A 12698-nucleotide genomic window follows, 5' to 3' on the forward strand; every position below is an offset into this window, starting at 1 on the left:
GGATAGAAAGTAAATTGTGACTGAAGGCAAACGAGATCCGCAGGATAAACGGGTGCAGGAATCCAATGTAGAAATGGTTGAGCTTGTCCTGCCAAACGATACAAATCAGCTCGGCAATTTGCTAGGCGGCAGACTGATGCATTGGATAGATATAGTCGCTGCCATGGCTGCGACAAGACATTCCAACCATGTCTGCGTAACCGCCGCGGTGGACGAGCTGAGTTTTCTCCATCCGATCAAGCTCGGTGAGCTCGTCACCTTGAAGTCAAGCGTCAACAGGGTATTTAATACTTCAATGGAAGTCGGTGTGAAAGTATTTTCAGAGAATCCGCTCACGGGAGAAAGGAAGCATTCAAACTCCGCTTACTTGACATTCGTAAGCATCGACCGATCGAGTCAGCCGATCAAATCTGTTTCCGTCGTGCCTGAGTCTTTGGAAGAGAAGCGCCGATATGAACAGGCTCAGGTTAGACGAGAACAGAGACTTAAACACAGGGAAGAAACGAAAAGAATCTGGCAGGAGCGCACCGGTGAACAGGGGTGATTGAAAAGGATGAACGACATTGCTGAGATCAGGCCGGTCATAATATTCAGACACCTGATCATTCAAATGGTATTTGTCGTAAACATTGTGCGAGTTGCGGAGGCGCAAGTTTACACTCCTGTCTTCAGGGCAGTAGAGATGCAAGCGACAATAGCTCCATTGGGCGAGATGGTTGCGGGGAATTTCTCTGGACATAATAGCGTGGCTGCGCTGTGCAGGGTGGAAAAAGCGATATACTTCTTCGAACCCGACTCGATGGAAAATCTCATCCTTGCGAATGTCGTAACACTTCCGGACACTCCAATTGCGATTTCGAAGGGTCAAGAAATTTTCATAGATACAAGCAACCATGAAAGACATTTCGACAAGCTCGCAGTTCTGGAGAGCGGCCATTCCGTGATGCTCGTATCGTTTGGAAAAGACGGCCGTCCCATTGTATCACAATTATCCCATGCTGATGCTTATGCGACCGATGTCAGGACGACCGATCTTGAAGCCAGAGGAAAACTCGACATAATCACTTTTGGAAAATTCTGCCCGGGGGTTTTCGTCGCAGGGAAAGCGAGAACCGACAGCATCCAAGATGCCCAAGCCATGCAAACTCCGCTCGAGGGTATTCCGTTCAGCTCAATCGCTTTCACAGATTTCAACGGCGACCTCGTCCCTGATATGGCAGCCCTCGACTGGGTGAACCATAGGCTTCTTATTTTCTACGGCAGAGGAGATGGCACATTTGCACAGCCGGTCTCGTTCCAGCTTAGGGCTGAGCCGTCAACTCTTGCTGTTGCTGATTTGACCGGTGACGGCTATCCTGACATTCTGATCGGTTACAACGGCCTCGATCAGATCGATCTATACGGAGGCGACGGCGTCGGACGATTCCTCCTCAGGCAAACATTAAAAACCGCGGGCTCGATCTCAAAATTCGCGCTGGCAGATTTCACCGGGAACGGAGCGAAGGATATCGCCGCGTTGAGCTCCAGCGAAAAACAGATAACGCTTTTTTCGTACGACGTGTCATCAAAGGATTTCAAATACTCGGGGACGGTGGGCGTCGGTGAGAATTACGACGACATCATCCCGTTTTACTTTCCAAACCGTCTCCGCGCCGATCTCGTCGCCTCGAGCTTAAGCGAGAAATATGTCAAAGTATTCAAGACCTCCGTTATATTTAACAAATACCCCGACGTGCTTTTGCCCGTAAGTGAAGGTTCTTGCCAGCTATCTGTCTTTGGAAATGACACCTCCAATTGCATGGTTGCCGCGGACACATCGGGAAGAATCACGCTTGTGCACTATAACGGAACAATTATAACAGGCGAGGACACTGCCTTTGAATTTCGATCGGAAGAAAATCTTGCATTCATGAAATTAGTCATTTCCGACCAGTTTCATCTTCTCTCATTTTACACTGATACCAACACGGTCAGCATGTACGATGTGCTGACAAAAGACGAAAATGGCAGGAAGGTCATGACAGCCCGAATTCCATTTTTGGTCGATGGAACAATACATGGAGATTCCGCAATCATGGCCACCGCTTATACGGTAAAGTCAGACAGCGGAGTCGGCATTTCATATTTCACATCGTACGCGCAGGAAGATTTCATTGAGAAAGACTATTATCTTAACGAGGCGAAAAATTACGTTTCATCTGCCCTTACTCTTCTGGATAGGGATCCCGCATTCTTTAGAATTTCGGAAAAGGGAATCGACACCATGTCGTTTGTCTGCACCCGTCTGAGGTGGCGAAGAACCGTTTCAAATGTAATCCAGGGTTCTAAAGCGAAACTTGCCGCACTGAATGAACAACAATACCTGTTTGTTGAGTATGATGACACGCTCACGATGTTCAAAATCTCATTGGAGAAACCAATGATACTCACGCTGCATCAAACATGTGCGATGCCTTTCGATAGCTCTGAGTTTAGCAGTGTTCGCGTTTCAATTGCTGATTCAGTTTTTTATGTGGCTTTCTTCGACAGCGCACAGAGCTCCGTATCACTTTTCTCAGCTGCGGCTTCGCAGTCAAAGTTGATCAGATCGTGGCGCACTGAAGACAGACCGGAAGATATCGCCGTTTTGCCTGTGATGAGAAGAATATATTTCTTGAATCGACCTGAGTCCTATGTCTCTGTCCACAATTTTTGAAATGTTTGTTCTGTCAAATATGCTGTTTGGGGAAATGTTGCTGGGCTCCGATCATCAGGGAGCGATTAATAGATTTTTTGAAGCATACAATGTCAGGTCGTACAACAAATGCGGGTTCCATATCATTGCGAATTATTATGGCACACCTGCTGACGAATTTAACGTCAAAGGCGTTTTGCAGGTCAGACCTCCTAATGATACCTTTGTGGTAAGTCCCTCCGGAAAATTCAGAATTCACTTCGACACTACCGACATTAACGGAAACCAGCCGTTCCTTTATGATCCTGACGGAAACATAATACCAAATAGTACTTACGCTTTTATTGATTCAGTAGAAAATACTTGTGATTATGTATATCACGTTGAAGTAGATTCGCTTGGATTTCCTCCTCCACCCTCCGACAGCGGCGCGGGCGGCGGGAACGAATACGATATCTACGTACAGTCTTTGCCTGCGGGCGAATACGGTTACACGGACTACAATCCATCTCAGCCCCTAATTAACCGCATCAACCCGACTTACGCGGCGTGGAGTGTCATAAGAAATGAATTCCAATCTACTTACACAAAGGGAATACCTGCCATGGAAGTCACGATTGCTCACGAATTTCATCACGGAATACAGGTGGGCAATTACGGTTTGTGGCAGCAGAAAGATTTGTGGTTCTATGAGCTCACATCAACGTGGATGGAGCAGGTCGTATATCCGGAGGTGAAAGATTATTACCAGTACCTCATTTATTTCTTCGACAATGTCGACAGACCATTCGACGATTACCAACAGTACAATTACGCCGGTTATGAACGATGCATCTTTGGAATCTTCGTTCAGTATGAATACGGCACCTCCATGATGAAAAAAATTTGGGAAAAGATGGCACACGAGCCTCCGATCCCGGCTATCGAAGACGCGTTCACTGCGGCAGGGGACGATCCATCCTCGGTGTTTCAATTATTTGCCCAGCTGAATTATTTCACGAATTACAGAACTCAGATCGCGAGCCAATTCAACATCACGCCATATCCTCTCGGAGAAGACTATCCGTTGGTCAAGATCAGCATGTCAGATACTCTCTCAGGTAGCGGTGTTAGTTTCCCTGATTCCGCAATGAGACTGACGGAGCACTTTTATCAAATTTACTATAACTCTGATACCTTCGGACTAACAGTGGTCAACAACAATTTTTCTGCAGCAATAAATGACGACAAGGAAAGCTTTCCATTTTTGGCAGGTATTTCTTTTGGCGGTCAAAATTGCGTAGAACAATTGGCCAACGGCTATTGTCTATTTTTTGCGGCTGCAAATCATAACGACTGGGGAATCATTCCGTTTATTTCGAATCAAGCTTTCGCGGAAAAAAACAACGGCGCATATCCGCAACCATTTAATCCATTACTATTTCTGCAACCATTAAAAATACCATATCCATTTTCTGATACGAATGATGTAACCCTTTCTATTTTTAGCATATCAGGGACTCTAGTTAGAACGGAAAATAGTGCGCCGCTCTCTTTTCTTCGCGGCAGATGCGTCACGTGGGACGGGAAGGACAGCCGCGGAAAGATCGTCTCGACTGGAATTTATATCTACGTTTTGACTAATCGTTCAAAAACTGTTCTTGGAAAAATTGCCGTGGTGAAAAATTAGATGCTGCTGAAAGCAAAAGAACTCAAGAAAGTTTTCAACAGGAGGGTCGTCTTCGAGAATATTTCTTTCGAAGTAAAGACCGGTGAAGTCCTTTCGATAACCGGACCCAACGGCAGCGGCAAGTCGACCATATCAAAAATTGTTTGCGGACTCCTGACACCAACGGCTGGCGAGATAAATCTCATCAACGACGGAAAAAATATCGGCCGGGATGAAATACATGAACATGTAGGATTTGTAGCACCTTATCTCGAACTCTATGGCGAATTCACAGCACTTGAAAACCTCGAGATAGAAGCCAAGGCTCGCGGATTGAAAAGGAGAGGAAACGACAGGCTTTCTGAAATTCTTGACCTTGTAGGATTGTTGAATAGAAGGAACGACGGACTCAGAAATTTTTCATCAGGAATGAAGCAGAGATTGAAATACGCCGCAGCACTCATGCATGAGCCCGAAGTGGTCGTTCTCGATGAGCCCACCGCAAACCTCGATGTAGCGGGGACTGAAATGGTATTTTCCCTCATAGAGAAACTGAGGAACGACAAGATAGTTGTGGTTGCAACCAACGATGAAAAGGAAGCCGCCCTCGGAGATGTGAAGGTCGTGCTCAAAAAGGATTTGAGAGCCGAAAATGACAGATGATTCAGTAGACATGATGGAGCAGACCAGGAATAAGATAAAACTGACATTCCCTGTTGAAGGAATGACATGTGCTAGCTGCGTGCTGCGGGTTGAAAAAGCATTGAAAGGAGTCACGGGCGTCGCGGACGCAGTCGTTAATCTTGCAACCGAATCCGCGACCGTTGAAATAGAACCGGCAAAGGTCTCCGTTGACATTCTCAAGAAGGCCGTCACGGATGCCGGTTATAAAATTATCGACACTGCCGATGAAGTTGACCCCGTGAGGGCAGAGACCGAATTACGGGAACGGGAATACAGAAATCTCCGGCGAAGATTTATCTTCGGCGCGATCCTGTCTTTGATTGTGATGGTTGGGAGTATGCCTGAACTCTTTCAATTTGTGAAAGTTGTTCCTCTGGAAATAAGAAATGTCACCCTGATGTTGCTCACCATTCCCGTCATGTTTTACGTCGGCGGCAAGTTTTTTAAAGGCTTTTGGACCGCCGCGAAGCATCGTACCACGGATATGAACACCCTCATCTCCATTGGAACTTTATCGGCGTTTATTTATAGCGCTGTAGCGACAATATGGCCAAACCTGTTTGTCTCTGCGGGCAAACCTGCCGACGTTTACTTCGATACGAGTGCAGTCATTATCACCTTAATCCTGTTGGGAAAAATTCTCGAAGCAAGGGCAAAATTGAAATCTTCAGAAGCAGTCAGAAAGCTGATCGCTCTTCAACCTGTGACTGCCCACCTTGCTGCCGACGGCGGAGAGATCGATGTTCCACTAAGCATAGTCCAGGTGGGCAACGTACTGAGGGTGAAGCCGGGAGAAAAAATTCCGGTCGATGGCAAAATCTTGAATGGTTTCGCCACGGTAGATGAATCCATGTTGACCGGAGAAAGTGTTCCGGTGGAACGAACCGTAGGAGCAACGCTTCTCGGTGGCACAGTCTGTCTTGACGGCACGATATTGATTCAGGCAGAGAAGGTGGGAAAGGAAAGTTTTGTTGCTCGTGTCGCGAAACTTGTTGAAGAAGCCCAGACATCCAAGCCGCACGTGCAGAGGCTTGTCGATAGAGTTGCATCTGTATTCGTTCCTGTCGTCATTGTCGTGGCGGTCATCTCTGCCGCTGCCTGGGCTATTTTCGGTCCGCCGCCCGTTCATGCGCTGATGGCTTTTGTTGCGGTATTGATCGTCGCATGTCCCTGTGCACTCGGTTTAGCGACGCCGACTGCTATCATGGTCGGCACGGGCCGAGGCGCAGAAATGGGGACACTCATCAGGGACAGCGACACGCTGGAACAGGCGCGCAAGATTACCAGCGTCATATTTGACAAGACCGGCACACTTACCGTAGGAGAAATGAAAGTCGTTGAGATAATTCCGTTTGTCGGGGACCCCGAAGCTGGGAACAAAATATCTGAAGACGATTTGCTTAGACTGTCGGCTGTTGCGGAAGCTCACTCGACTCATCCGCTCGGGAAAGCAGTCGTCGAAGAAGCCCGACGACGCGGCTTGAATCACGCTCTGCTGGAAAATAACTCCACCGAAAATACGTCCTTCAAATCATTTACAGGAAAAGGGGTTGAGAAAATTACGCGGGAAGATGCCGGCCAAAGAGTTCTCCGCGTCGGGAAACTTTATTTTGTATTCCCGGGCGAAATGCCAAATTCGAAATTCCAGGAAAAGGTCTTGCAGCGAATGCAGGAGTTGACGGCATCAGTTCTCTATGTCTCAAGTCGATGCGCACCTTCCGACAAGCCGGAAATTCTCGGCGCAGTCCTGGTAAGCGATTATGTAAGAGATGATGCGGCATCGACAGTTAACAGAGTGAAGCGGCTCGGATTGAAAACATATTTGCTTACCGGAGACGGAGAAGGAGCGGCGAAGAGAATCGCCGAGCTTGTCGATGTAGACGGTTACTTTGCCAACGTCTCGCCGGAAGGAAAACTGAATAAAATAAAAGAGCTGCAAAGCAGCGGGGAAGTCGTCGCGTTCGTCGGGGATGGGATCAACGATGCGCCGGCGTTGACGCAGGCAGATATTGGCATCGCGATGGCGAACGGGACTGACATCGCCGTCGAATCCTCGGATGTCACACTCGTGAGGAATGAACTCAGCCTCGTACCACGATCCATTCTTTTGTCGAGAAAGACTATTAAAGTAATTAAACAAAATTTGTTCTGGGCGTTTTTCTACAATATCTTATTGATACCGCTTGCCGCAGGGGTTTTCTATCCGCTCACGGGCTGGCAGCTGAATCCGATGTTCGCTTCGGTCGCCATGGCGCTGAGTTCCGTCAGCGTTGTAAGCAACTCGCTGCGGCTGAAGAGAATAAAAATCACATAATCGCCAAATACAAGGAGACGTTGATGTTTGGTTTTGTAAAGAAGAAGAAAGTTTTGAACGTAGAAGGAATGACATGTCATCACTGCGAGATGACCGTCGAAAAAGCTCTGCTCGAAGTTGCGGGCGTCAAAAGCGCGAAGGCAGACCATGCTGCCAAGAGTGTTGAGGTGGAGTATAAGAATGAACTCGATCTAAATAAAGTAAGAGAGAAAATCGCGAAGGCGGGCTATAGATTAGCCGGATGATAAAATATTTTTCGCAAAAACGAACCAGGGGAGCTGATTTGCTGTAGTGGTTTGGGGATCCCGTCCTTCCGTCGAATCTTGTCGCCGCAAAAGTGGCTCGTAGTAATTCAAGAAGTTTCAACAGGCTGAATCGCCGGACGATTCCCTCACAGAGTAATATCACCTCCGCTCGATGCGCTAACTGACCTGCGGGTCGCAGAAAATTCTCCGCTTGTTTCGCAGAATGGCCCGCTGATTGTGCAGAGTCTTCCGCTTGTTGTGAAAAATGGCCCGCTGGCTGCATGGAATTGCCCGCTGGTTGTGAAAAATGGCCCGCTGATCGCGCAAAGTCTTCCGCTCGCTGCGCCGAATCCTCCGCTGGTTATGCCGAACTCTCCGCTGGAAACGCTGAATCAATTGTTGGTTGCGAAAAGGCTTCCGACGGAGCTGCAGGCTTGTCCGCCGGCTCCGCAAGGCTCTCTGCCTTAAAAGGGAAAGTCCTTTTTCATTGGGAGAGGACATATTTCGCCTGAGCTGGTACTGGCTCAGTTTGATAGTTCCAAGCAAAATAACGATTGTCATGCCAGCGAAAGCTGGCATCCAGAACCAAAGAAATGGATTCCGGCTTCCGCCGGAATGACCCCGGGATCGAAACTGAGCCACTACCTCTGAGCTGCTAAGGTTGACTATGCGGTGGGGACAATTTATATTTTTAGCGGAATGAAAAGCGTCGTGTGGTACACTGGGGGAATGAATGGAGTTCCATAGGTTTCAGATTTAAAAAAAACGACACTATGTTTGGTTTTCCAATAGTTAGGCGAAAATGGCGGCTGCAAAAATCATTTTAACATCCATTACATTGAATCTCAATCAATGAAAGGAGACTCATGAATACCATCGATGATTTGCAAGTAACTTTGATACAGCTATTGGATTCCATAGGGAAGTACAAACTAGAACCAAAAAAGGGCTCCATTCACGTTCTTCGAGAACGAGCTTTTATTGCAATCCATCCCAAGAAGAGCTACCTGGGCGTGAATGTCGTCCTCGACCGTTCCAAAGCTGCTCCATCAGCGAGCAAGGTCGAAAAAGTCTCAGCGAACAGATTTCATCACTTCTACAAAATCACTGACAAGCGGGAGTTGAATAGCTCATTCGCTCGATTGCTAAAAGAGGCATTCGATCTCGCTCAACCGAAAAAGTAAAGGATGGTTCAAATGTCACGACTAAGAGTTGGTTCCATAGCAGGGTTGGCTTTTGGAATTATTGACATCATTCCAATGCTGTTTATGGATTTACCGAATCGCAATGTTGCAATGGTTGGAGCTTTTACGAGCCGCTTTGCAATAGGTTTTCTAATTCCTAATACAACGCTTCCCTTTGCAGGATGGCTCAATGGACTTCTCATCAGCTTATTGATTAGTATTCCTGATGCAATCATAACAGGTTCATTCGTGCCGATACTTGGTTTTGGAGCGGTAGGTGGAATCGTCATAGGTTTAATCGTCAACAGAAAGAAGCAGTGATGGAGCCGCCACTTCGCCTAACATGTAGAAAAAAGACACTCAACATTTTCAGCGGATCGTGTTCGCTTAATCCGCCAGAAAATAAAATGGCGGACTACTTGTTTCTGCGGGACGTTATCTGTCATGCGTGGCGACACTTCTTAAACACAACTCAAAGTCAGGTATGCTTATGAGATCCTTGGTTTTATTCTTGCTTATCACTGCGGGATGTGCTTCCCATTCCCCTCGGGTTCATACTCAGGGAACTGATTTTACCGTCCTTGATTCGACCTTTGCGGGTCAGATGGTCAGGCAGTGTTCAAGGTGGGCGCCGACAATAAAACGCACGTGAACAAAGTTCAGGATTTATATAGGGCAGTTATCCTTTTGGCAGTTTGCTTGACTTCCGTGCAAGCGCAAGAGAAACCCCGCTCGACTTGTTTCAGCGCACGGCCGATCGATGGCTGGGACTCTCTTGTGGCTCGGATCAAGTATACTGAAATTTTTCTGCGCGCAGGAGCTCATGGCTCTGTCGGCGTGGGATTTCGCGTTGACACTTCAGGTACGATCGATGGCCCGATTTATGTGAAAACAACTGAACACTACCTTGTCGATCTGGTCCGCGACGCGGTAAGAGCCACTCGCTGGCAACCCGCAATGAAAATGGGTGAGCGTGAAGTCAGCATAGTTTCATTTCGCGTTGACTTCACATTGCTCCCGGACACGGTTCAAATAAGGAGCTATACTGGTAAAGACACTGTTCTGTGCAGGGACGTTCGTTCCAAAATTCATATAGAAATACGGCAATACTAAGTATGAAACTCATTCGGCCGTTTCACCGCCGTTGACGTTGGTTGCTCAAGTTCAAATGAAACCATCAAAGTGCCGATTGATGAAAGTCGAGCCCTTCCGAGTACAGTCGCGACAAATGATCGTTATGTATTGTGCTAAAGAACACACCACCGGAACAAGAACGGGACAATTTTGTGTTAGAAGAACTGTATGTCACTAAGTAGAAGAAGTTTCTTGAATCGAATACTCGCCGGGGGTGCAGCCATCTTCAGCGCGTACGTAATTTATCCCGTTATCAGATTTCTTATTCCGCCTCCAGTGCCGCTCGATGCGCAAACGAGAGTCCAGGCGGCAACGATCGACGAGCTGAAACCGAACTCAGCAAAGTTTTTCAGGTTTCTAGATAAGCCGGCTGTTCTGGTTCACCTCCAAAACGGCAGTTACGAAGCGCTGTCTGCAAAATGCACTCACCTCGGATGCACCGTCGCATTCGAACAGGACAAAGACATATTCTATTGCAACTGCCACGGGAGCCAGTTCAACATCGACGGAAAAGTCATCAAAGGACCTGCAGCGCTGCCGCTGACTCAGTATGCCGTCTCAGTTTCAGGAGACGATATTTTTGTGACCACTCAAAACCAGCAGGTGTAGGAATTGAAAGAGCAAGCCAGCGGAATGATAGAGTAATGGGCCGAATTACCGACTTCTTCGACGAACGGTTCGATTTGTCTCCGATCCGGAGATGGGTGAGCGACAAAACAGTTCCACAGCACAAGCATTCGTTCTGGTATTACTTCGGGGGACTCGCTCTGTTCCTCCTTACGGTTCAGATAATCACCGGCATTCTTCTCGCATTTTATTATTCGCCCAACCCGGCAAATGCAAATGAGTCGGTACGTTATATCATGGAACATGTGCAATACGGCTGGCTGATCAGATCGATACACTTCTGGGGCGCGAACTTTTTGATCGCTGTAGTTCTGGTTCACATGTTCTCGACATTCTTCATGAAAGCCTACCGCAAGCCGCGCGAGGTAATGTGGATCTTAGGCGTTCTCATTCTCGCATTGGTTCTCACGTTTTCGTTCACTGGTTATCTGCTCCCATGGACGACGCTCTCGTACTTTGCGACGAAGGTCGGCGTGAACACGCCCATGGTGATGCCGGTGATAGGAAATTTCATCTCGCAGATCATGCAGGGCGGGGAAGACGTCAGCGCTGCAACACTGACCAGAATGTTTACGCTTCATACTGTCATCCTGCCTCTGACTGCAGCAGGGCTCGTAACGTTTCATGTACTCCTCAGCCAGGTTCTTGGCACGAGTGTCCCGCTGTCCATAAAGAAACTCGATGGCGAGACGAAATTCTTTCCGCACTTTCTGATGCGCGATGCAGCCGTCTGGTCGGGTACGTTCGCAATTCTGCTCGCCTTCGCGTCGGTTTTTCCGGCGAATTTAGATCCGAAAGTAAATCCGATCTTGCCCGCTCCAGCCGGAATAAAGCCCGAATGGTATTTTCTTTTTATTTTTCAGACGCTCAGAACAATTCCAGAGATCGCTGCGGTAGGCCTCGTTACGCTCGGCGGAATCGTCTGGCTCATGGTTCCTTTTCTCGATAGGAAACCTGTGAACGGAAAACCTTTCTTCACACTTTTCGGGATCGGCGTGATAGTTTATACGCTGACCATGACTATTTTCGCCTATATCACAACCGCCCAGCATTAATGACGGCTTTCCTCATTCAAGTTGCCGACACATTGTCGGCAAAGATTCCTTCCTTCACCGACAGATTCAATTTTACACTTCCTCTGATCGTCGTGCTTCTTATACTCATGTTCTTTATCCTTTTGAAGTCGTACGAATCCGAGAAGGGTCGATAGCCGATCCCTCTTAGTTCGCGCCGATTACCTTTGAGCTAACTCGTCCTTGAAAAATTTTACCTCTGCTTCTATATTAGATCAAAACAATGGCAGAACAGTGCATTCGTCTGAGAAACGCTACATTCTATGCGTACCATGGTGTCCTCACCAATGAGCAGGCGTCCGGGGGAAAATTCGAAGTCGATATCGATATGTTCGGGGATTTTTCGACCGCCGCGAAGAGCGACCACTTGAAGGATGCGGTCGATTACGAAAAAGTTTATCAGTCAATCAAAAGGCTCGTCATCGACAAGAGGTTTTATCTGCTGGAATCGCTTGGCACACAAATCGCGGACAATATTTTGGCGAATTTTTCCGAATTGGACCGCGTGATCGTCAAAGTGAGGAAACACTCGCCTCAAGTCGGCGGCGTAGTTGATTTCGTCGAGTTTGAAACGGAAAAGAGCCGCGTCCGGGGAACTTGACTTGGAAAACGCTGAATCTTATCTGTTGTTGGGCTCAAATCTCGAGGATCGATACGGATCTCTGATGAATAGTTTAGATATGGTGGCACAACTGCAGGATGTGAAGGTAATAAACACATCGGGAATCTACGAAACCGAGCCGGTCGAATTTGTCGATCAGCCATTATTTCTAAACATGGCTGCCCACATTTCTACTCCGATGACGTCGTTAAATTTGTTGAGAAAGCTTAAACAGATCGAAACAATGATCGGCAGGAAGCCGAGAGAGAGATGGCGCGAACGCGAGATCGACATCGACATAATATTTTACGGCAACGAGATTATCGAATCAGAAGAGCTGACTATTCCGCATCCCAGAGCTCACCTGCGAAGATTTGTCCTTCAGCCGATGAATGAAATTGCAGCCCATTATGTCCACCCGGTATTTAGCAAAACGGTGGCGCAGTTGTTGAGCGAATGCAGAGACGAGTCCAGAGTGACACTGATTAGCGGGCCGACGCGCCCGGCAGACTGA

Annotated in this window: 14 protein-coding genes; all 14 read left to right on the forward strand. The window is 47.6% G+C overall.

The window, feature by feature from the left end:
* The first annotated feature begins 16 nt into the window (after nucleotides 1-16).
* Complete coding sequence (locus tag VLX91_11540) at nucleotides 17-544, forward strand: acyl-CoA thioesterase (GenBank protein ID HUI30843.1); 528 nt, start codon at nucleotides 17-19, stop codon at nucleotides 542-544.
* 9 nt (nucleotides 545-553) lie between these two features.
* Nucleotides 554-2695: a VCBS repeat-containing protein gene (locus VLX91_11545; GenBank protein ID HUI30844.1), complete on the forward strand. Its 2142-nt coding sequence runs from the start codon at nucleotides 554-556 to the stop codon at nucleotides 2693-2695.
* A complete protein-coding gene (locus VLX91_11550; protein HUI30845.1) occupies nucleotides 2673-4343 on the forward strand; it encodes an MXAN_6640 family putative metalloprotease in 1671 nt (556 codons plus the stop codon). Before VLX91_11545 ends, VLX91_11550 begins: the two co-directional genes overlap by 23 nt.
* Entirely contained in the window at nucleotides 4344-4985 is a 642-nt protein-coding gene (locus tag VLX91_11555) for an ABC transporter ATP-binding protein (GenBank protein HUI30846.1), read from the forward strand.
* Nucleotides 4975-7320: a heavy metal translocating P-type ATPase gene (locus VLX91_11560; GenBank protein ID HUI30847.1), complete on the forward strand. Its 2346-nt coding sequence runs from the start codon at nucleotides 4975-4977 to the stop codon at nucleotides 7318-7320. The genes VLX91_11555 and VLX91_11560 overlap by 11 nt, the downstream gene beginning before the upstream one ends.
* A gap of 23 nt (nucleotides 7321-7343) precedes the next feature.
* A complete protein-coding gene (locus VLX91_11565; GenBank protein ID HUI30848.1) occupies nucleotides 7344-7565 on the forward strand; it encodes a cation transporter in 222 nt (73 codons plus the stop codon).
* A gap of 237 nt (nucleotides 7566-7802) precedes the next feature.
* Entirely contained in the window at nucleotides 7803-8033 is a 231-nt protein-coding gene (locus VLX91_11570) for a hypothetical protein (GenBank protein HUI30849.1), read from the forward strand.
* 398 nt (nucleotides 8034-8431) lie between these two features.
* Nucleotides 8432-8749, forward strand: coding sequence for a DUF5655 domain-containing protein (locus tag VLX91_11575; GenBank protein ID HUI30850.1), 318 nt, complete (start codon nucleotides 8432-8434; stop codon nucleotides 8747-8749).
* A 12-nt stretch (nucleotides 8750-8761) separates the two neighbouring features.
* On the forward strand, nucleotides 8762-9070 hold the full coding sequence (locus VLX91_11580) for a hypothetical protein (protein HUI30851.1): 309 nt from the start codon (nucleotides 8762-8764) through the stop codon (nucleotides 9068-9070).
* Between the two features lie 294 nt (nucleotides 9071-9364).
* A complete protein-coding gene (locus tag VLX91_11585) occupies nucleotides 9365-9862 on the forward strand; it encodes an energy transducer TonB (protein HUI30852.1) in 498 nt (165 codons plus the stop codon).
* A 189-nt stretch (nucleotides 9863-10051) separates the two neighbouring features.
* Nucleotides 10052-10492: a ubiquinol-cytochrome c reductase iron-sulfur subunit gene (locus tag VLX91_11590; protein ID HUI30853.1), complete on the forward strand. Its 441-nt coding sequence runs from the start codon at nucleotides 10052-10054 to the stop codon at nucleotides 10490-10492.
* Nucleotides 10493-10527: 35 nt separating this feature from the next.
* Nucleotides 10528-11565 (forward strand): cytochrome bc complex cytochrome b subunit, encoded by a 1038-nt coding sequence (locus VLX91_11595; protein HUI30854.1) that lies wholly within the window; start codon nucleotides 10528-10530, stop codon nucleotides 11563-11565.
* Between the two features lie 241 nt (nucleotides 11566-11806).
* On the forward strand, nucleotides 11807-12184 hold the full coding sequence (folB, locus tag VLX91_11600; protein HUI30855.1) for a dihydroneopterin aldolase: 378 nt from the start codon (nucleotides 11807-11809) through the stop codon (nucleotides 12182-12184).
* 28 nt (nucleotides 12185-12212) lie between these two features.
* Nucleotides 12213-12698: a 2-amino-4-hydroxy-6-hydroxymethyldihydropteridine diphosphokinase gene (folK, locus tag VLX91_11605; protein ID HUI30856.1), complete on the forward strand. Its 486-nt coding sequence runs from the start codon at nucleotides 12213-12215 to the stop codon at nucleotides 12696-12698.

The organism is Candidatus Acidiferrales bacterium (assembly GCA_035515795.1).
GTDB lineage: Bacteria > Bacteroidota > Ignavibacteria > Kryptoniales > JAKASW01 > JAKASW01.

Bases quoted from the DNA above. Each gene is read 5' to 3' on its own strand.
- VLX91_11595 (HUI30854.1), top strand. From the start codon at position 10,528: ATGGGCCGAATTACCGACTTCTTCGACGAACGGTTCGATTTGTCTCCG.
- VLX91_11550 (HUI30845.1), top strand. From the start codon at position 2,673: ATGTCTCTGTCCACAATTTTTGAAATGTTTGTTCTGTCAAATATGCTG.
- VLX91_11555 (HUI30846.1), top strand. From the start codon at position 4,344: ATGCTGCTGAAAGCAAAAGAACTCAAGAAAGTTTTCAACAGGAGGGTC.
- VLX91_11565 (HUI30848.1), top strand. From the start codon at position 7,344: ATGTTTGGTTTTGTAAAGAAGAAGAAAGTTTTGAACGTAGAAGGAATG.
- folB (HUI30855.1), top strand. From the start codon at position 11,807: ATGGCAGAACAGTGCATTCGTCTGAGAAACGCTACATTCTATGCGTAC.
- VLX91_11590 (HUI30853.1), top strand. From the start codon at position 10,052: ATGTCACTAAGTAGAAGAAGTTTCTTGAATCGAATACTCGCCGGGGGT.
- VLX91_11560 (HUI30847.1), top strand. From the start codon at position 4,975: ATGACAGATGATTCAGTAGACATGATGGAGCAGACCAGGAATAAGATA.
- VLX91_11545 (HUI30844.1), top strand. From the start codon at position 554: ATGAACGACATTGCTGAGATCAGGCCGGTCATAATATTCAGACACCTG.
- VLX91_11575 (HUI30850.1), top strand. From the start codon at position 8,432: ATGAATACCATCGATGATTTGCAAGTAACTTTGATACAGCTATTGGAT.
- VLX91_11580 (HUI30851.1), top strand. From the start codon at position 8,762: ATGTCACGACTAAGAGTTGGTTCCATAGCAGGGTTGGCTTTTGGAATT.